We start from the raw sequence: 19,878 nt of genomic DNA on the forward strand, positions 1-19,878 counted from the left end.
CAGCCTTTGGCAAAACATGCAAACAGTGCATTTTGGCGCAGCGCTGTGGCTGGTCAAGGGTGTTTTCCTGTATTGGGTGCTGATGAGCCCCGAAGCGAGCAATTTGGTCAGTACAGGTCGCTACGTCTGGATGCGGGGCGGCTTGGAGCTGCTCTGCCTGGCGGTGTTCTGGGGCGGCAGCCTGCACCCACGTGGTCGCACCTTGGTCAACGGCAGCATGCTGGTGGCCAGCACCACCTTGTTGATGGACGCCATGAACCTGCTGGCCATCCCGGGCTGATCCAAGCCCTACCCCAGTCAAAGGCGCTGCTGAGCAGCGCCTTTTTTCATGGCTTTAGCCCACCAGGCGTTGCATCGCTTCCTGGTATTTGGCCGCCGTTTTCTCGATCACCTCACGCGGCAAGCGCGGTGCAGGCGGGGTCTTGTCCCAAGGCTTGCCATTGACCTGAGCGGTTTCCAACCAGTCACGCAAAAACTGCTTGTCGTAACTGGGTGGGTTGGCACCCTCCACATAGCTGTCGGCTGGCCAGTAGCGCGATGAATCAGGTGTCAGCACCTCGTCCATCAGCACCAGGGTGCCGTCGGCGTCCAGGCCAAACTCGAACTTGGTGTCGGCAATGATGATGCCTTTGGTCGCAGCGATGTCGCGGGCTGCCTTGTACAGCTGGATGCTGATGTCGCGGATGCGGCCAGCCAGGTCGGCACCAATCATGTCCACGGTTTGCTCAAACGTGATGTTTTCATCGTGCTCACCCACGTCGGCCTTGGCGGCGGGGGTGTAAATCGGCTCGGGCAACAGGCTGGCGTTTTTCAGGCCCGCAGGCAACTTCACGCCGCACACGGCCTGGTTGTCCTGGTATTCCTTCCAGCCGCTACCGGCCAGGTAGCCGCGCACCACCGCCTCCACCGGGATGGGCTTCAGGCGCTTGACCAGCATGGAGCGGCCTTGCACCTGCGCCACTTCGTCGGCCGACACCACGCTCTCAGGGGCATCGCCCGTCAGGTGAATGGGGCAGATGTTCAAGCCCTTGGGGCCGAGCTTGTCAAACCAGAAGAGCGCCATTTGCGTGAGCAAAACACCTTTTCCAGGGATCGGCTCACCCATGATCACGTCAAATGCACTGATGCGGTCAGACGCCACCATCAGGATGCGGTCATCGCCCACGGCGTAGTTGTCGCGAACCTTCCCACGCGCCAGCAGGGGCAAGGAAGTCAGGGCCGAAGTGTGAAGCGCAGAGGTCATGGCAAAAACAGTCAAGCAAAAAAGAAAAAGGCCCGTTGAACAGTCAACGGGCCATTCGGGTCAATTATCGCAGGCCCGGCGCCACCTTCCGGTGCCGCAGGGCACGCCCATCAATTGACCACTTGGGCCAACTCGCCCTTAGCGTAGCGCGCCGCCACCACTTGCAAGGTCTCGCCCTTGATCTTGGGCGCCTGGCCTTCGCAGCCAAATTCCAGATAGCGCTGTTTGCACAGCTGTTTGGCGGCTTCGCGGGCCGGTTTGAGCCATTCGCGGGCGTCAAACTTGTCGGGGTTTTCAAACAAGAACTTGCGGCAAGCGGCCGTCATCGCCAGGCGGATGTCGGTGTCGATGTTGATCTTGCGCACGCCGTGCTTGATGGCTTCCTGAATTTCCTCGACCGGCACACCGTAGGTTTGCTTCATCTGACCACCGTACTGGTTGATCATGGCCAGCAACTCTTGGGGCACGCTGCTGGAGCCGTGCATCACCAAGTGCGTGTTGGGAATGCGTGCGTGGATTTCCTTGACGCGGCTGATGGCCAGAATGTCGCCCGTGGGCTTGCGGCTGAACTTGTAGGCGCCGTGGCTGGTGCCAATGGCAATGGCCAGGGCGTCCAGACCGGTGGCTTTCACAAACTGGGCGGCTTCTTCGGGGTCGGTCAGCATCTGGCTGTGGTCGAGCTTGCCGACTGCGCCGATGCCGTCTTCTTCACCGGCTTCGCCCGTTTCGAGGTTGCCCAAACAACCCAATTCGCCTTCGACCGAGACGCCCAACTTGTGGGCCAACTCGACCACGCGGCGGGTCACGTCGACGTTGTAGGCAAAGTCGGCCGGGGTTTTGCCGTCTTCGAGCAAAGAACCATCCATCATCACCGACGAAAACCCGAGGTTCATGGCGCCTTGGCAGACTGCAGGGCTTTGGCCGTGGTCTTGGTGCATGACCAAGGGAATATGAGGCCACATCTCGGTAGCAGCCTGGATCAAGTGCTTGATGAACGGCTCGCCCGCGTATTTGCGGGCACCGGCGCTGGCCTGCAAGATCACCGGCGCACCGACTTCATCGGCAGCGGTCATCACGGCCTGGACTTGCTCCAGGTTGTTGACGTTGAAAGCTGGAATGCCGTAGCCATTAACGGCCGCATGGTCCAGCAGCTCGCGCATTGAAACGAGTGCCATGGTAGTGATTTCCCGGGAAGTTGAAGATTCTGATCAACCGGGGAGCACCCGGCGTGTAACAAGCGGGATTTTATAGGTTTCAGCCTGACGCCAGTCCGACGCCACCCCCTCGCGGGGGCCACCCCGGAATCAAGCCACCTTGCAGATTTTCAGCATGTTGGTGCCGCCCGGCGAGCCCATGGGCTCACCACAGGTGATGGCGTACACATCGCCCGTGCCCACGATGTTGCGGCTTTTCAGGTGCGTTTCGGCTTCGGCCAGGGCCGTGTCGCGGTCTGCGCTGGTGTCCATCAACAAGGGGCGCACGTTGCGATACAGCGCCATCTTGCGCTGCGAGGTCAGCTTGGTGGTCAGGGCGTAAATCGGGATGTGCACGCGATGACGGCTCATCCACAAGGCGGTAGAGCCCGACTCGGTCATGGCCACAATGGCTTTGGCGCCCAAGTGGTGGGCGGTGAACAAGGCCCCCATGGCGATCGACTGGTCAATGCGGCTGAAAGACTGTCCACGGAAATCGGCGTCCAACAACACGTCCTCAGCGCCTTCGGCGGCCAGACAAATCTTGGCCATTTCTTCCACGGTTTCCAGAGGGTATTTGCCCGCTGCCGTCTCGGCGCTCAACATCACGGCATCGGTGCCATCGAGTACGGCGTTGGCCACATCCGACACTTCGGCGCGGGTAGGCACCGGGTTGGTGATCATGCTTTCCATCATCTGGGTGGCGGTGATGACGACCTTGTCGTGCACCTTGGCCAGCTTGATCATGCGTTTTTGCAAGGCGGGCACGGCGGCATTGCCCACTTCCACGGCCAAGTCGCCCCGCGCGACCATGATGCCGTCGCTGGCCTTGAGGATCGCCTCGAGGTGCGGAATCGCCTCGGCGCGCTCGATCTTGGCGATCAGCCCCGGCTTGTGGCCGTATTCGGCCCCGGCCACATTGCACAACTGGCGCGCCATTTCCATGTCGGTGGCGTTTTTCGGGAAGCTCACCGCCACGTAGTCGGCGCGCAGGCTCATGGCGGTCTTGATGTCGTCCATGTCCTTGGCCGTCAGGGCCGGGGCCGTGAGGCCGCCGCCTTGCTTGTTGATGCCCTTGTTGTTGGACAGCTCGCCGCCGAGCTTCACGGTGGTGTGCACCTGCTCACCCTTGACGGCATCCACCGTCAGCACAATCAGACCGTCGTTGAGCAAGAGCACGTCACCGGCTTTCACATCGCGGGGCAGTTCTTTGTAATCGAGGCCCACGCCTTGCAGGTCACCCGGCTCGGTGCGCGAGGCGTCCAGCACAAAGGGCTGACCGGGCTCCAGCATGACTTTGCCTTCGGCAAACTTGCCGACGCGGATTTTGGGGCCCTGCAAGTCGGCCATGATGGCCACTTCGCGGCCGGCACGTTGCGAAGCTTCGCGCACCAAACGGGCCCGATCCACGTGGTCTTGGGCTTTGCCGTGGCTGAAATTCAGTCGCACCACATTGACGCCAGCGCGGATCATGGCTTCGAGCAGCGCAGGGTCGCTGGAAGCAGGGCCTAAGGTGGCAACAATCTTGGTAGCGCGATGAGTCATGCGGGGGTCTCCATGTAATTTGATTTCAATTTTCACACGAAATGGGTTACATATCGGGTTCTTTCGACGACACCCACCCGCAGATGGCACCGCCTGACAGAAAGGCACGTCCCCAAGAACAGGGGACATAGACCGATTCAGGCCATTTATGTGCCTGAATTGATCCTTGTCAGCCCAAGGAAACGTCTGGGCGACTAAACTTATGCCTAAGCGATTGATACAGAAACACCATGACTGCATTGCATACACCCACCGATCACCAGCCTGTGGGGCTGGACCAGCCCCTGCCGCACCGCAAGACCTTGCGCGAGTGGCTGATTCCCTTGTCTGAGCGCAGCACCTTCCGGGCTTTTGTCCTTTTGATTCTGGACTACGCCCTGTTTTTTGCCCTGATCACCGGCACCATCGCACTCGAGTCCGTGTGGCTCAAAGTGCTGTGCGCGCTGGCCGCTGGTTTCGTGATTGGCCGCTTGTTCATCATCGGCCACGACGCCTGCCACCAGAGCCTGACGCCCCACCGCGAACTCAACAAAGTGCTGGGCCGCATCGCGTTTTTGCCATCGCTGACCCCGTACAGCCTGTGGGACACCGGCCACAACGTGGTGCACCACGGCTACACCAACCTCAAGGGCGTGGACTTCGTCTGGACACCCCTGACCGCCGCCGAGTTTGAAGCCCTCTCGCCCATGCAAAAGCTGCTGGAGCGCGCTTATCGCAGCGGCTGGGCACCTGGTCTGTACTACATGATCGAGATCTGGTGGAAACGCGAGTTCTTCCCGAACAAAACCCACATGCCCACCCGCCGCCCGATCTTTTTCAAGGACAGCATGCTGGTGAGCCTGTTTGCCGCCTTCTGGATCGCCACCATTGCCGCTGCGGCCGTGTACACCGGTCAGTCGGTGTGGCTGTCCCTGCTGCTGGGTTTTGTCGTGCCCTTCTTCTTCTGGAACAGCATGATCGGCTTCGTGGTCTACGTGCACCACACCCACATCAAGGTGTCCTGGCATGACAACAAAGCCGCCTGGACCAAGGCTGCACCGTTTGTTTCGACCACCGTGCACCTGACCTTCCCGTTCAACATCGGCGCGCTGATGCACCACATCATGGAGCACACCGCCCACCATGTGGACATGAGCATCCCGCTGTACCGCCTGAAACAAGCGCAGTCCAAGCTCGAAGAAATGCTGCCTGGCCGCATCATCGTGCAGCCTTTCTCATGGAAGTGGTACTTCGAAACCGCCAAGAACTGCAAGATGTACGACTTCACCCGCGAATGCTGGACCGACTTCAAGGGCAACATGACCAGCCCGGTGCGCGGGAACCTGCCCGCTGCGGCGCAGGCCTGATCGGCGCTTCGGCCCACACAACAAAAAACCCCGCGATGCGGGGTTTTTTCTTGGGCATCCATTCGCAAGCAGGGGCTCGCTCCTACGCAAGGCCCAGCCCCTGAATGGCTACGGACTTTTCTCTGTGGGAGGCCGCCCCTGCGGCCGAATGCGTGAAGTGGCTCTGGCCAGCATTCGCGAGCAGGGGCTCGCTCCTACACATACCAATTGGGAATGCGGTCAGCCTGCGGCGCGTTTGGCCAGGATCTCGAACGCAGGCAATGTTTTACCTTCCAGGATTTCGAGAAAAGCACCGCCACCCGTCGAGATGTAGCCGACCTGTTTTTCGATGCCGTATTTGGCGATCGCGGCCAGCGTGTCGCCACCACCGGCGATGCTGAAAGCGCTGGACTCGGCAATCGCTTGAGCGATGACCTTGGTGCCGTTTTCAAAGGCAGCGAACTCGAACACCCCAACAGGACCGTTCCACACAATCGTGCCCGCCTGTTTGAGTTGGGCGGCCAGTTTGGCGGCGGTCTCTGGGCCGATGTCCAGGATCATGTCGTCGTCAGCCACGTCGGTGGCTTTTTTCACGGTGGCCACCGCGTCGGCCGCAAAGGTCTTGGCCGTCACCACATCGGTCGGGATCGGCACTTCAGCGCCACGCGCCTTCATGGCCTCGATCACCGCTTTCGCCTCACCCACCAAGTCGGCTTCGGCCAGGCTTTTGCCGATCTTCAGCCCGGCCGCCAGCATGAAGGTGTTGGCAATGCCGCCGCCCACAATCAGCTGGTCCACGTTTTGCGACAGGCTCTTCAAGATGGTCAGCTTGGTGGACACCTTGCTACCTGCCACGATGGCGGCCAATGGGCGCTTCGGCGCGGCCAGGGCCTTGCCAATGGCGTCGATCTCGGCCGCCAGCAAGGGACCCGCACAAGCGATGGGGGCGAACTGGGCGATGCCGTAGGTCGTGCCTTCGGCGCGGTGGGCGGTGCCAAAGGCGTCGTTCACGTAGATGTCACACAGGGCGGCCATCTTGCGGGCCAGTTCTTCGTTGTTCTTTTTCTCGCCCTTGTTGACGCGGCAATTTTCGAGCAATACGACCTGACCGGGGGCGACGGTCACGCCGTCCACCCAGTTGGCGACCAGCGGCACATCACGACCGAGCAACTCGCCCAAGCGCTTGGCCACCGGGGCCAGCGAGTCTTCGGGTTTGAACTCGCCTTCTGTTGGACGACCCAGGTGGCTGGTCACCATCACGGCAGCGCCAGCGTCCAGCGCCATCTGGATGCAGGGCACGCTGGCCCGCACGCGGGTGTCTTCGGTGATGCTGCCGTCATCGGCCTGCGGCACGTTCAGGTCGGCGCGGATAAACACGCGTTGGCCAGCGACTTTGCCTTGGGCGCACAAATCGGAAAAACGGATGACGTTCATGGGGTACTGATCCTGTATTGGAAATTTGGGTTCGATTTTAAAAGCAGTGGCAGGGCACGCATTCGCGAGCGGGGGCTCGCTCCCACAGGGGGGCTCACCTGAATCACCAGCCCAAACCCAAATGCAAAGGCAAATACACGGCCATGCCCGCGATGATGGTGAAGAGCACGTCACGACGCCAGAAATACACGGCGGCACCCACCACGGCCGAAAACAAGCGGGCATCTTGCCAAGTGGTGATCAGCACCCCTTGCACCGTGACGATTTCAGGCACCACCACGGCCGACAAGGCGGCAATCGGCGCGTATTGCAGACCGCGCTGCGCCCAGTGGGGCAACTGCCAGTTCTTGCTCGAGATGAAAAAGAAGCTGCGCGTGAGCACCGTGACCAGCGCCAGCCCGACGATGACGGCCAAAGTCCAGAGGTCGGCGCCCCCACCATTCGCGTTCATGCAGCAACTCCAGGGGCAGGACGGATTTTTTCAACCGTGAGGCACAGGATCACCGCCACGGCAATCGCGACCACGATGTTGAGCTTGAGCGGCAGGCTGTAGGCCACCACCGCAGCCACCCCGGCGACGGCTGCCGACAGCATGCGCATGCGCGAGCTGGCCAACGAACACTGGATGCCCAGCAGACACAAAATGCCCGCAAAGCCCAAACCCCAGCTGGGCGGAATCAGGTTGGCCAGCGCGATGCCGACAAAGCTCGCCACGATCCACGACAGCCAGTTGAGGAAATCGTTGCCTGCCAGATAAGCCTCTTGCTCCAGCCGTCCGTGCGCTGTCTCGGCCGGGTGCGCGTATTTGCGCACAAACAGCACATAGCTGATGTCGGCCGTCAGGTAGCCATGCAGCATGCGCTGCCAGCGCGGCAAGTGAATCAAGAACTGGCGCAGGTGCAGGCTGAACACCACAAAGCGCAGGTTCACGCAAAAGCCGGTCGCCAGGATCACCCAAGCGGGCGCACCCGCCACGATGAGCGGGATCGCCGCCAGCTGCGAACTGCCCGCGAACACCAGCAGCGTCATGGCGCTGGCCTCGAACACGCTCATGCCCGACTTGACCATGGCCACCCCGGTCATCAGGCCCCAGGCCGCAATGCCCGGCGACTGCGGCGACACCTCGCGCATGCCGAGCACAAAGGCCGGGTGACGGTACAGGCGCGAGAGGAAAAACATCAGCCGCCCACCAGCCGCTGGCCTACTTGCAACGGGCAGCCACGCAAAAAGTCGGCCGCACTCAAACGTTTGCCACCGGGGCGCTGCAATTGCGTGAGGCACAACTGGCCCTGCCCGCAGGCCACACGCACACCTTGCGCATCGGCCTGCACCACGGTGCCGGGCTCCGCCGCAGTCTGCAAAGGCTCATCCACCGCTTGCCAGAGCTTGAGGGTTTCGATGCCGCCTGCGACCGTCAAAGGCACGGTCATGCCCGGGAAGGGGTCAAAGGCGCGGATGCGGCGCGCCAACACTTCGGCGGGTAATGCCCAGTCGAGCGCGGCTTCGGCTTTTTCAATCTTGTGGGCGTAGTTCACGCCTTCGGCAGGCTGAGGCTGGTGCGGCAGGGCGTCGAGCGAGGCCAGCGCCTGCACGATGGCCTCGGCGCCCAGCGCAGCCAGGCGGTCGTGCAACACGGCGGTGGTGTCGATGGGCAAGATGGGCTCGGCGCGCACCAGCAGCATGTCGCCCGTGTCCAGGCCCGCGTCCATCTGCATGATGGTGATGCCCGTTTGCGTGTCGCCGGCCTCGATGGCGCGGTGGATGGGCGCAGCGCCTCGCCAGCGTGGCAAGAGGGACGCATGGATGTTCAGGCAGCCTTTGGGCGGCAAGTCCAGCACCCACTGCGGCAAGATCAGACCATAGGCGGCCACGATCATGGCGTCGGCCTGTGCGGCGAGCAAGGCCTCACGGGCCGCAGCAGCGTCTTCGGGGTATTTGCCGTCCAGCCGCAGGCTGCGCGGCTGGGCCACGGGCACAGCATGGTCCAAAGCCCATTGCTTGACGGGCGAGGGCTGGAGTTTCATGCCGCGCCCGGCGGGGCGATCGGGCTGGGTCAGCACCAACACCACTTCGTGGCCTGCTGCGTGCAAGGCGGCCATGGCCACCTGGGCAAATTCGGGCGTGCCCGCAAAAATCAAACGCATGCCGTGCTCAGCGCTCGGCTTTTTGGGCTTTGACCAATTTGGTCTTGATGCGGCCCTGCTTGAGCGGTGACAGGTATTCCACAAACACCTTGCCTTTCAAGTGGTCCAGCTCGTGTTGGATGCAAATGGCCAGCATGCCTTCGGCATCGATGTTCTGGGCCTTGCCATGGCGGTCCAGCGCCGTGACCTTGACGGCCGTGGCACGTTCCACGCCGTCGTAAATGCCAGGCACCGACAAACAACCTTCTTCGCCCTTGACGCGCTCGTCGCTCATCCAGGTGATTTCAGGGTTGATCAGCACCAAAGGCTGGTTGCGCTCTTCCGAGACGTCAATCACCACCAGGCGCTCATGCACATCGATCTGTGTGGCGGCCAAACCAATGCCGCTGGCGTCGTACATGGTGTCCAGCATGTCGTCGATCAAGGCGCGAATGCGGTCATCCACCGCCTGTACGGGCTTGGCCACCTTGTGCAGGCGTTGGTCGGGGTAGCAAAGAATGGGAAGCAGGGCCATGGGGGGTCAAAACGGAGAGGAAATCAGGGCTGTATTGTCCCCAATTTCCAAAGCGCCTGCCAAAGTCGGTCATCTCTGCCGACAGCGTTCAATTTCAGCGGGCAGGCGAACAGGCCGAAAAGATGTCCAACTCCGGCTTGGCCAGACGGGTGCTGACTTGGGTCAAGCCCAGCACCGAGTGGAACAGGTTGTCGTGCGACAAGGCTTTGCCGCTTTGGGCTTGCAAGCAAGACATGCTCCAGCCCCGCTGGCGCTGCATGGGCTTGGACAGCCACACCAGCATCGGCACATGGGTTTGCTCTTTGGGGGCCATGCTGTAGGGCATGCCGTGCAAGTAAAGGCCCTTTTCGCCCAAAGACTCGCCGTGGTCCGACATGTACATCAGTGCGGTGGGGCGTGACTGGGCTTGCAGCCAATGCACGGTTTTTGCAATGAAATGGTCGGCGTAGAGGATCGAGTTGTCGTAGGCATTGACGATCTGTTCAGGCGGACAGTTTTGCAAGGCATGGCTGCTGCATTCGGGCAGGAACTGCTTGATCGCGTCGGGCGAGCGCTTGTAATAAGCCGGGCCATGGCTGCCCATCTGGTGCATCACCACCACAGTGCCTTTGGCTCGCCGGGCAGGGTCCAGCGCGGCCAGTTGCTTGGGCAACTCGTGCAGCATCACCTCGTCCAGACATTCGCCGTCTTTGCAAAACTCGGGCACGTTCAGCGCGGTGGTCGAAACGTTGGGCACCCGATCGCACACGCCTTTGCAGCCTGACTGGTTGTCCAGCCAAAGCACCGCCAAACCGGCGCGTTGCAACACGTCCAGCAAGGACTCAAACCGTTGCTGATTGCCCTCATAAGCCGCTTTGCCCAAATGGGAAAACATGCACGGCACCGAGGCCTGCGTGCTGGTGCCGCAGGATTTCACGTCTGAAAAATAGGTCAGATCGCCTTGGGCCTGCAACTTGCGCAGCTGAGGCGTGGTGTCGCGGGCATAACCGCTCAAACCAAAATTGGCCGCTCTGGCCGTCTCGCCCAAAACAAACACCACCAAGGGGGCGTTGCCTTCGGTCACGGCAGGTGCCATCGCCTTGGCATCTTCACCCACCGGCTGCAAGGGTTGGCTGGCCTGGGCGGCTTTCCCGACAAACAAATGGGTCACCGCATACACGCTGTTGAAGGGGTTGATCATGTAGCGCAAATGCTTGTGCGTGCGCGTCAAGGAGGCGATGTCCTGAAACGACACCCAGAACAGCCCCACAGCCAACAGCAAGCACCCCAAGGAGACGCCCAGCTGCCTCAGGATAAGGGGCTTGGCCCCAACCGCCCGAACGGGCTGACGCCACAACCAGACGGCCGGAAGAATCACCCCCAACAGCAGCGCACCCACCATGGGCAAAGACAGCAAGTCACGCACTTCTCGCACATCGGTTTGCACCACATTGGCCAGCATGCTGGGGTCAATGACCACCCCATAGGTGAGCATGAAATAACTGCTGGAAGTCACCGTCATCAGCATCACCACGGCCGCAGGCTTGAGCCAGCGGGGCCAGACCCACAGGCAGACAAACCAGCCCAGCAAGCAAAGCAAAATCAGCCACAGGCTGGTCATGGTGGTCAGCGCACGAAATCCCTGCGTTTCCGGCAGCTTCCACAGGGCCATCCAGAACGGAAAATTGCCAACGGTGCCCAGCCAGAGGGCCAAAACCATCAACAAAGCCGTGGGATGCCAAGGCGTGCGATCGGGGGATATCTTCATGAAACAGGGTGCTCAATGTGAGGTCAATGGCGTGCATTTTAGGGTTCCACCCTGAACCACCGCTGAAGGCGCGCGCAATGCCCCGATGCAGGACACCCCATCTCTTCAGACGAATTTCAAGCACTTCGTGTCTAATTCAGGCCTTCTGCAAAACCCACCCACACCGCCGCATGTCACCCACACCCGCCACGCCCGCCATGCGCGAACGCTCGCCCTTACGCCAGTTGTGGCTCTTGACTGTGGTGTGCCTGCTGTGCCTGCTGGCCTGGGACTTCTCGGGTCTGGACATGCGCGTGATGCAAACCATCGCTGACCAACGGGGGTTTGGCCTGCGCAGCAACTGGTGGCTGGAAAAAGTGCTGCACGACTGGGCCCGTCAGTTGGCCGTGGGCATTTATTTGGGCATGCTGGCCATGATCTGGCTGCCGTTCGGACGCTTCAGGCCTTTGCGCAAAATGCAGCGGGTGGAGATTTTTGTCGGCATCACCCTGAGCCTGTTGTTCATCAACCTGGTCAAGCGCTACAGCCTGACCAGCTGCCCATGGGACCTGGCCGAGTTTGGCGGGGTGGCCCGCTACGTGTCGCACTGGCAATGGGGGATGGGCGATGGGGGTGGCGGCCAGTGCTTCCCCGGGGGACACGCCTCTTCGGCCATGGCGTTTTTGGCGCTGAGCCTGCCTTGGCTGTCTTCAGGCATCACGGCGCAACGGCGCCAGGGTTGGCGCATGCTGATCGTGGTGTTCGCGCTGGGTGTGGTGCTGGGTGGCGTGCAAACCCTGCGCGGCGCCCACTACCCCAGCCACACCCTGTGGACGGGCCTGATGTGCTGGACCATGGCCTTGGTCAATCACATGGCCTTTGCCTGGCTGGCCCGCAAAAAAGACCGCCCAGTCCACTGACAAGGGCGCGCGTCATTTGCTGATGCGCAGGGTTTGACCCACAATGCCTCCACAGACAGCCTCAGGCTGCACAGGGAGACAAAAATGGTCAAGACCCCACAAGAACTGGGTTCGTGGTTGCGGCTGGTGCTCACGCCGGGCGTGGGGGCTGAAACAGCCCGTCGCCTGCTGGCGGCATTTGGGCAACCCGATGCCATTTTTGAACAAAGTGACGCCGCCTTACGCCAGATCGTCACGGCGCAGCAAGCCCTGGCCCTGGGGCAAGCACCCGATGGCTGGGCGAGTCTGAACACCGAAACCTGGCAATGGCTGCACACCGAAACGACCGCAGGCGTGGCGCGATCGGTGATCACCCTGGGCGATGCCGACTACCCCGCCTCTTTGCTCGACATCCCCGACCCGCCCCTGATGCTGTATGCCATGGGCCAGACAGACTGCCTGCAACAGCTGAAAGCCGAGCACGCTTTGGCCATCGTCGGCAGCCGCAACCCCACACCCCAGGGGGCCGCCAACGCCCGCGAATTTGCGCGCAGTCTGGCCGCAAGCGGCCTGACCATCGTGTCAGGGCTGGCGCTGGGCGTGGACGGAGCGGCACACGAAGGTGCCTTGTTGGGCGCGGCGGCAGGCCGCTTGGCCACCATCGCCATCGTGGGCACCGGACTCGACCGGGTCTATCCGCGCCAGCATCGCGATCTGGCGCACCAAATTGCGCAACGGGGCCTGATCCTCAGCGAATACCCGCTGGGCACGCCACCACTGGCCCCCAACTTTCCGCGCCGCAACCGACTGATCTCGGGCTTGTCACAAGCCACGCTGGTGGTTGAGGCCGCTTTGCAGTCGGGCTCGCTCATCACCGCCAAACAAGCGCTGGAGCAAGGCCGCGATGTGATGGCCATCCCCGGCTCGATCCACTCGGCCCAATCCAAAGGCTGCCACTTGCTGATCAAGCAAGGGGCCAAGCTGGTCGAATCAGCCCAAGACGTGCTGGAAGAATTGAAGCTGCCCGACTTGCGGATACAAGGCACGCTGGCGCTGGAGACAACCACCACCCGCACCCACGATGACGCGGCCAGCAGCGGCATTCCTGACGACGCCTTGCTGCATGCCTTGGGCCACGACCCGGTGAGCCTGGACGCCTTGCAAGCCCGCTGCGGCTGGCCTACCGCGCAACTGCAAGCTCAACTGATGGAACTGGAACTGGTGGGGCAAGTGGGTCGCTTGCCGGGTGGGCTGTTTCAGCGGATCGGGGCTGCGTAGACCGCAAAAACAAAAGGCACCCGAAGGTGCCCTTGTGTGCTTGACGAGGTGTCAGACCACCGCACCCGAGTTTTCGTCACCCGGGTCGTTGTCTTTCTTGATCGGCTTGATCAGGTCCTCGCGCTGGATGCCCAGCCACATGGCAATCGCCGCGGCCACAAACACCGACGAGTAAATGCCAAAGCAAATGCCGATGGTCAGCGCCATGGCGAAGTAATGCAAGGTCTCGCCGCCAAACAGCAACATCGAGAGCACCATGATCTGCGTCGATCCGTGGGTGATGATGGTGCGGCTGATGGTGGAGGTGATCGCGTTGTCGATGATCTCGACCGTGTTCATCTTGCGGTAACGGCGGAAGTTCTCACGAATCCGGTCAAAAATCACCACCGATTCGTTCACCGAGTAACCCAGCACCGCCAGCACAGCCGCCAACACCGCCAGCGAAAACTCCCACTGGAAGAAGGCGAAAAAGCCCAAGATGATGATCACATCGTGCAAGTTGGCAATGATGGCCGAGACGGCAAACTTCCACTCGAAGCGGATCGCCAAATAAATCACGATGCCGATCACCACAAAAGCCAGGGCCTTCAAACCGTCTTGCGCCAACTCGTCACCCACTTGGGGACCCACAAACTCGGTGCGACGCAAAGTCACATCGGCGTTGTCGGCCTTGAGCGCCGTCAGCACCTTCTCGCTCTGCTGGGCCGAGCTCACACCCTTTTGCGCAGGCAAACGGATCATCACATCGCGGGCCGTGCCAAAGTTCTGCACTTGCACCTCGCTGAACCCGAGCGTGCTCACCGTGCCGCGCACTTTGTTCAGGTCAGCCGGCTGGCTGTAGCTGACTTCCATCAGCGTGCCACCCGTGAACTCCACCGACAAATGCAGACCCCGACTGAACAGGAAAAACACCGCCAGTGCAAACGTAATGAAGGAGATCGCGTTGAAAACCAACGCGTTCTTCATGAACGGAATGTCTTTTCTGATTTTGAATAATTCCATGATCCGTTCCCCTTCAGTCGGCTTTCACCGCAGAGCCGCCTTCAGGCCGCCACACCGTGCCAATCGACACCGATTTGAGTTTTTTCTTGCCGCCGTACCAGAGGTTGACCAGCCCGCGCGAGAAGAACACGGCCGAGAACATGCTCGTCAAAATGCCGATGCAATGCACCACCGCAAAACCGCGCACCGGACCGGAGCCAAAGGCCAGCAAAGCCACACCCGCAATCAGCGTGGTGATGTTGGAGTCAAAAATCGTGGCCCAGGCGCGGTCGTAACCGGCGTGGATGGCCGCCTGCGGGCTGGCCCCGTTGCGCAGCTCTTCACGCACGCGCTCGTTGATCAGCACGTTCGAGTCGATCGCCATACCCAAAGCCAGCGCCATCGCGGCCATACCGGGCAAGGTCAAAGTGGCTTGCAACATCGACAAGATGGCCACCAAAAACAGCAGGTTCACACCCAGCGCAATGCCGGAAAACAAACCAAACACCGCGTAATAAACCACCATGAAGGCCACGATGACCAGGAAACCCCAGGTCACGCTGTTGAAGCCTTTGGCGATGTTTTCTGCACCCAAGCTGGGGCCAATGGTGCGCTCTTCGATGATCTCCATCGGCGCAGCCAAAGAACCTGCGCGCAGCAGCAGCGCCGTGTCGTTGGCTTCGGCTGTGGTCATGCGGCCCGAAATCTGCACGCGCCCACCGCCAATTTCTGCGCGGATCACGGGGGCCGTGACCACTTCGCCCTTGCCCTTTTCGAACAAGATGATGGCCATGCGTTTGCCCACATTGTCACGGGTCACATCCTTGAAGATGCGGGCGCCTTTGGCGTCGAGTGTCAGGTTAACCACCGGCTCTTGCGTCTGGCCATCAAAGCCGGGCTGGGCATCGGTCAGGTTGTCACCCGTCAACACCACCTGCTTTTTGACGATCAAAGGTCGGCCATCGCGCTCTTGGTATCGCTCAGCGCCAAACGGCACGATGCCGCCAGCCTGCTCAGCGCCGCGCGCTTCGGTGCTCTCGTCCACCATGCGCACCTCAAGGGTGGCAGTGCGGCCCAAAATGTCTTTGGCCTTGGCCGTGTCCTGCACACCGGGCAACTGCACCACGATGCGGTCCAGCCCCTGCTGCTGGATCACCGGCTCGGCCACGCCGAGTTCGTTGATCCGGTTGTGCAGCGTGGTGATGTTTTGCTTCAAAGCCTGCTCTTGCACCTTGCGGGCAGCTTCGGGCTTGATGCTTGCAGTGAGACGGAACTCGCTGCCCTCTGCCACTTCCTGCGTTTGCAAATCGGCAAACTGGGCCGACAACACGCGCTTGGCAGCTTCGAGCTGCTGGGCATCGCGCAAACGGATTTCGATCGCCTGGCCATTGCGGCTGATGCCGCCATGGCGCACGTCTTTTTCGCGCAGCAAACTGCGCAAATCACCCGCCAGAGATTCCACGCGTTGCGTCAAGGCGGCTTGCATGTCGACCTGCAACATGAAGTGCACGCCACCGCGCAAGTCCAGACCCAAATACATGGGGGAAGCATGCAATGACGTCAGCCAGGCTGGCGAGCGCGACACCAAGTTCAAGGCCACCACAAACTGCGGATCGGCCCCCTCGGGAATCAGCGCCTTCTGAATCGCGTCCTTGGCCTTGAGCTGCTGGTCGGTGTTCTCGAAACGGGCCCGGATCGAGCCGCCCTCCAAGGTCACCGTTTGGACATTGACCGAAGCCGACTTCAGGGCATCTTCGACCTTTTGCAAAGTTGAGGTGTCGACCTTGATGGTCGCCTTGCCAGAAGACACCTGCACCGCAGGGGCTTCACCAAAAAAGTTGGGCAGGGTGTAGACCACTCCCAGCAACATGGCGATCACGATGATCGCGTACTTCCAGACCGGGTAACGGTTCATAGTGACTCGCGTGCAGGGTGAAAAACCAGAGAATTACTTGAGGCTGCCTTTGGGCAAAACCTGAACCACAGCACTGCGCTGCAATTGCACTTCGACACCAGCAGTCAATTCAACGCCAATGTAGGCGTCGCCGATTTTGCTGACCTTGCCGAGCAAACCACCTGCGGTCACCACCTCGTCACCTTTGGCCAAGGCGTCGATCATGCTGCGGTGCTCTTTCTGCTTTTTCATCTGGGGGCGGATCATGACGAAATACAGCACCGCAAACATCAACAACAAAGGCAGCATGCTCATCAAAGTGGACTGCATGTCGCCACCAGCGGCAGCGGCTGGAGCGGTCTGGGCAAAAGCGGAAGAAATGAACATGGAAGCTCCACAAAAGGCAAATTCGGGTTTGATCGGGTGACGCGTGTGCGCCCCGCGGACGAAGCCGCCATTGTATGCGGCGCTATGATCGCCCCCAAAGCCCTTTTCCGGCACGGTCCACCCCACCCAAAGCACCCTGGCCGTGCGCCATCCGGCGGGCCAAAATGACCCCTTCGCCATGCCCGCCATGGCTTTTCACCCCCGAAAGAGGCCTCCTTTGAATTTGCGTTTGTGGGCCATGCTGGCCTTGTTGGGCAGTCTGGTGTCTTTGGCCGTGGGCACCTCGTTTGCCAAAAGCCTGTTTCCGGCGCTGGGCGCCGAAGGCACCACGGCTTACCGCCTGGTGTTTGCCACGCTGATGCTGATGGCCGTGTTCCGGCCCTGGCGTCGCCAATGGGTCTGGGCAGACGCCCTGCCGCTGTGCTTGTATGGCGTCACGCTCGGCGTCATGAATCTGCTGTTTTACAGCGCCATCAAGACCATCCCCTTTGGCGTGGCGATTGCCATCGAATTCACGGGCCCGCTGGCCGTCGCTGTCTGGACCTCCAAAAAGGCCAGCGACTGGCTTTGGGTGGCGCTGGCCATTTTGGGTTTGGGCTTGCTGTTGCCGCTACCCGGTGCCAATGCCGCCACCGCGCTCGACCCCTTGGGCATGGGTCTGGCGCTGGCGGCAGGGGTTTGCTGGGCGCTTTATATTGTGTTCGGGCAGCGCGTGGCCCTGCGTTACGGCAGCCTGGCCACCCCCATGGGCATGCTCGCCGCCTCGCTGGTGGTGGCGCCCATTGGTGTGCTTCATGCGGGCAGCGCCTTGCTCAACCCTCAATTTTTGCTGGCTGGCTTGGCCGTCGCCCTGATGTCGAGCGCCATTCCTTATGCGTTGGAAATGTTTGCGCTCAACCACCTGCCCAAAAACACCTTCAGCATCTTGCTCAGCCTAGAGCCTGCCGTGGGTGCGCTGGCGGGTTGGCTGGTTTTGTCCGAAAGCCTCACCGTTTTGCAGGGGCTGGCCATTGCCATGGTCATGACCGCCTCGATGGGCACCGCCTGGTCGGCCGGGCGCTCCAAGTCAACCCCGGCTTAACGGCAATCTGCTGCCAAGCAGGGCCGACGCCCACCTGAAGCCCGGCAGCGCTTACTTGGCTTTGGGCGCTTGCGCTGCAGGTTCTTTGGCAGGCGGTTCTTTGGGTGCGGCCGCCTCCGGCTTGGCAGGCTCAACCTTGGGGGCTTCGGACTTGGCGGCCTCTGGTTTGGCCGCTTCTGGCTTGGGTGCCTCTGGCTTTGGCACCTCGGGTTTGGGCGCTTCCAGTTTGACTTCCGGCTTGGCTTGTTCAGCCTTGTCTTCTTTGGGCTTGTCCGCAGCAGGCTTGTCGTCTTTGGCTTTGCCCTCTTCGGCCTTGCCATCGGCTTTGGGGTCACTCTTGAGCTTTTCCAGCTGCTTGAGCAACCAGCTGCGTTTTGCCAGCCGCTCTTCTTCTTTGCGTTCGATCTCTTTCAAGCGCTTGGCGCGTTCAGCCTCCGCCTTTTCCTTGCGCTCACGGGCTTGCGCGGCTTTGGCTTCTAGTGCCAACTGCACCTCGCGCAAACGCGCCTCCTCTTCGGCCTTGACCTTGGCGGCCTCTTCGGCCAGCAATTGGGCTTGGCGAGCCCGCTCCTGCTTTTGGCGTCCAGCTTTGGCCGCAGATGTTTCACGCACACCCGTGCCCCAAGGCTGCTGATCGAGCTGGCGACGGATCACGGCCTCTGTCGTGATGGGCACGGCCTTGCCCTTTTCTGTGGCGGTGAAGAAGCCTTCACAACGGGTTTTCAGGCCACCGGGCAAAGTGCAGGGAAAGTTCTGGGCATTTTGTTCGCCCCAGGCTTTTTTCTGGGCCACGAAGTCGTCGCAGCGGCTCATGGCCCGCTGGATTTTGCGATCCTCGGGGCTAGCTTCCCTGTCGGCCATGTCGAACCACTCGTAGCGGACACGGTCCAACTGCAAGGCCGTGCGCACGCACTGCGCCTTGGCCGGGTCCATGGCCATGAAGGTGTTGCGCCAGCCCGCGCGCAAAGCAGCGTTGTCCTCCACCACCGCAAACTGGGTTCGCCCCTGCGTAGGGCAGGCATTGATCGCCACATCATTGACCCGCTTGAACCTGCCACGCCAAGTGACCGTGACCGACTCCACATCCTGGGGCGTGATGTCGATGCGCGCCTCAAAGAAGGGCGCTTGCACCTCCCGCTCCACGCTGGCTTGGCCCTGAATTGAAATTTCGAGGTTACACACCTGCTCGGCGTTTTGCACACGCGCCGCCACCAGCACCGAGTTGGGCTGGCCTGCCAACAACTGGTACTGCCCAGCCTGCGCAGGCACGGCCAAAGCCAGCCAGCCGCAAGCGAAGGCCACCCAATGGCCCGCCTTCATGATGCGATGGAGAATAGAAATTGATTGCATGACAGATAAGCATCGGCTCCAAACGCCAATACTTGATAGCCCCGTCACCGCCCCACAAAAACCGGCTTGCGCCGTTCGGCAAATGCAGCGCGCCCTTCGGCAAAGTCGGCGCTGCGGCTGGTCATGTGCTCGCGCTCGCGCAAAAGGGCCACATCGGCCTGCCCGGTTTCGATCTCGCGCAACGACTTTTTGGTTTCCTGCACCGCCAACGGGGCCAAGGCCAGAATGTCCTGCACCAGCGCTTGCAAGGTGGCATCCCATTGCGCTGGCGTCACCAACGCCTCAAACAAGCCCATCGCATTGAGCTGCTCCGCCGAAAAAGGCCGGGCTGTCAAAAACGCCCGCTTCGCACCCGCCAACCCAAAACGGCTCACATAACGCTGCAAACCGCTGGGGTAATAGTGCAAACCCAGCGCCGTGGCGGGCATGCGCCACTCGATGCCCTGCAACCCGATACGCAAATCACAGGCCAGCACCACATCGGTCGCACCGCCATACACGCTGCCGTTCAAGGCGCAAATGGTCACGGGGCGCAGCGCGGCCAGCGCGTCGGGGATTTCCTCAAAAAACGACGAACCATGGCCCGGCTCATCGAACCCACCAATGTCATAACCCGCACAAAACACCGGCTTGGGCTGCCCGCCCGTGTGGGCGGTCAGCACCAGCACGCGCACATCGGGCTGCTGGTTGACGGCTTCAAAATGCGCCAGCAAAGCCTTGAGGTCCGCGTTTTCCAGACGGTTGCGCTGCGCCGGACGGTTCAAGGTGATGGTGGCCACGCCGCCTTCAATGTGCAGAACGGGGGCGGAAGGTGATGCCAACAAGTCGGTCATGAATCGGGGTGTTTCAAAAAATAGGGACGCCATGGTCGCACAGCCTTTAGG

Annotated in this window: 19 protein-coding genes; 5 read left to right on the plus strand and 14 right to left on the minus strand. The window is 61.2% G+C overall.

The window, feature by feature from the left end; all coding sequences use genetic code 11:
• Positions 1–16: 16 nt before the first annotated feature.
• On the plus strand, positions 17–280 hold the full coding sequence (locus B9Z33_RS02275; protein ID WP_158270160.1) for a hypothetical protein: 264 nt from the start codon (positions 17–19) through the stop codon (positions 278–280).
• Positions 281–334: 54 nt separating this feature from the next.
• On the opposite strand, the gene B9Z33_RS02280 is transcribed toward B9Z33_RS02275, so the two are convergent.
• The 3 genes from B9Z33_RS02280 to pyk form a co-directional block, all read right to left on the minus strand.
• A complete protein-coding gene (locus tag B9Z33_RS02280; protein WP_108285394.1) occupies positions 335–1,243 on the minus strand; it encodes a phosphoribosylaminoimidazolesuccinocarboxamide synthase in 909 nt (302 codons plus the stop codon).
• A 110-nt stretch (positions 1,244–1,353) separates the two neighbouring features.
• Positions 1,354–2,418 carry a class II fructose-bisphosphate aldolase gene (gene fba, locus B9Z33_RS02285; RefSeq protein WP_108285395.1) on the minus strand — a complete coding sequence of 355 codons (1,065 nt, stop codon included), beginning with the start codon at positions 2,416–2,418 and terminating at the stop codon, positions 1,354–1,356.
• Positions 2,419–2,547: 129 nt separating this feature from the next.
• Complete coding sequence (pyk, locus tag B9Z33_RS02290) at positions 2,548–3,981, minus strand: pyruvate kinase (RefSeq protein ID WP_108285396.1); 1,434 nt, start codon at positions 3,979–3,981, stop codon at positions 2,548–2,550.
• Positions 3,982–4,211: 230 nt separating this feature from the next.
• Here pyk and B9Z33_RS02295 point away from each other — a divergent pair, with 230 nt between their 5' ends.
• A complete protein-coding gene (locus B9Z33_RS02295) occupies positions 4,212–5,327 on the plus strand; it encodes a fatty acid desaturase (protein ID WP_108285397.1) in 1,116 nt (371 codons plus the stop codon).
• A gap of 219 nt (positions 5,328–5,546) precedes the next feature.
• Here B9Z33_RS02295 and B9Z33_RS02300 read toward each other — a convergent pair whose 3' ends face one another.
• From B9Z33_RS02300 to B9Z33_RS02325, 6 genes are all read right to left on the minus strand, one after another.
• Positions 5,547–6,740, minus strand: coding sequence for a phosphoglycerate kinase (locus tag B9Z33_RS02300; protein WP_108285398.1), 1,194 nt, complete (start codon positions 6,738–6,740; stop codon positions 5,547–5,549).
• 103 nt (positions 6,741–6,843) lie between these two features.
• Positions 6,844–7,191, minus strand: coding sequence for an AzlD domain-containing protein (locus B9Z33_RS02305; protein WP_108285399.1), 348 nt, complete (start codon positions 7,189–7,191; stop codon positions 6,844–6,846).
• Positions 7,188–7,919, minus strand: coding sequence for an AzlC family ABC transporter permease (locus tag B9Z33_RS02310; RefSeq protein WP_108285400.1), 732 nt, complete (start codon positions 7,917–7,919; stop codon positions 7,188–7,190). The genes B9Z33_RS02305 and B9Z33_RS02310 overlap by 4 nt, the downstream gene beginning before the upstream one ends.
• Entirely contained in the window at positions 7,919–8,884 is a 966-nt protein-coding gene (fmt, locus tag B9Z33_RS02315) for a methionyl-tRNA formyltransferase (protein ID WP_108285401.1), read from the minus strand. Before fmt ends, B9Z33_RS02310 begins: the two co-directional genes overlap by 1 nt.
• A gap of 7 nt (positions 8,885–8,891) precedes the next feature.
• Complete coding sequence (gene def / locus B9Z33_RS02320) at positions 8,892–9,398, minus strand: peptide deformylase (RefSeq protein WP_108285402.1); 507 nt, start codon at positions 9,396–9,398, stop codon at positions 8,892–8,894.
• Positions 9,399–9,492: 94 nt separating this feature from the next.
• A complete protein-coding gene (locus tag B9Z33_RS02325; RefSeq protein WP_233252698.1) occupies positions 9,493–11,145 on the minus strand; it encodes a phosphoethanolamine transferase in 1,653 nt (550 codons plus the stop codon).
• A 170-nt stretch (positions 11,146–11,315) separates the two neighbouring features.
• Between B9Z33_RS02325 and B9Z33_RS02330 the strand changes: the two genes are divergently transcribed.
• Positions 11,316–12,044: a phosphatase PAP2 family protein gene (locus tag B9Z33_RS02330; RefSeq protein WP_108285403.1), complete on the plus strand. Its 729-nt coding sequence runs from the start codon at positions 11,316–11,318 to the stop codon at positions 12,042–12,044.
• 84 nt (positions 12,045–12,128) lie between these two features.
• The gene (gene dprA, locus B9Z33_RS02335; RefSeq protein WP_108285404.1) at positions 12,129–13,301 is read left to right on the plus strand and encodes a DNA-processing protein DprA; all 1,173 of its coding nucleotides are present in this window, start codon (positions 12,129–12,131) and stop codon (positions 13,299–13,301) included.
• 51 nt (positions 13,302–13,352) lie between these two features.
• Here the strand turns inward: dprA and secF are convergent, their stop codons facing one another.
• From secF to yajC, 3 genes are read right to left on the minus strand one after another with little or no spacing between them, the layout of a single operon-like run.
• On the minus strand, positions 13,353–14,303 hold the full coding sequence (secF, locus tag B9Z33_RS02340; RefSeq protein WP_108285405.1) for a protein translocase subunit SecF: 951 nt from the start codon (positions 14,301–14,303) through the stop codon (positions 13,353–13,355).
• A gap of 13 nt (positions 14,304–14,316) precedes the next feature.
• The gene (gene secD / locus B9Z33_RS02345) at positions 14,317–16,197 is read right to left on the minus strand and encodes a protein translocase subunit SecD (protein WP_108285406.1); all 1,881 of its coding nucleotides are present in this window, start codon (positions 16,195–16,197) and stop codon (positions 14,317–14,319) included.
• Positions 16,198–16,230: 33 nt separating this feature from the next.
• Positions 16,231–16,563 carry a preprotein translocase subunit YajC gene (yajC, locus tag B9Z33_RS02350; protein WP_108286098.1) on the minus strand — a complete coding sequence of 111 codons (333 nt, stop codon included), beginning with the start codon at positions 16,561–16,563 and terminating at the stop codon, positions 16,231–16,233.
• Positions 16,564–16,801: 238 nt separating this feature from the next.
• Here yajC and B9Z33_RS02355 point away from each other — a divergent pair, with 238 nt between their 5' ends.
• The gene (locus B9Z33_RS02355) at positions 16,802–17,644 is read left to right on the plus strand and encodes a DMT family transporter (protein WP_108286099.1); all 843 of its coding nucleotides are present in this window, start codon (positions 16,802–16,804) and stop codon (positions 17,642–17,644) included.
• A gap of 51 nt (positions 17,645–17,695) precedes the next feature.
• Here the strand turns inward: B9Z33_RS02355 and B9Z33_RS15800 are convergent, their stop codons facing one another.
• Complete coding sequence (locus B9Z33_RS15800) at positions 17,696–18,994, minus strand: hypothetical protein (RefSeq protein ID WP_146183807.1); 1,299 nt, start codon at positions 18,992–18,994, stop codon at positions 17,696–17,698.
• A 44-nt stretch (positions 18,995–19,038) separates the two neighbouring features.
• The gene (locus B9Z33_RS02365; protein ID WP_108285408.1) at positions 19,039–19,827 is read right to left on the minus strand and encodes an enoyl-CoA hydratase/isomerase family protein; all 789 of its coding nucleotides are present in this window, start codon (positions 19,825–19,827) and stop codon (positions 19,039–19,041) included.
• Positions 19,828–19,878 lie beyond the last annotated feature (51 nt).

It is taken from the genome of Limnohabitans sp. T6-20, from assembly GCF_003063505.1.
GTDB lineage: Bacteria > Pseudomonadota > Gammaproteobacteria > Burkholderiales > Burkholderiaceae_C > Limnohabitans_A.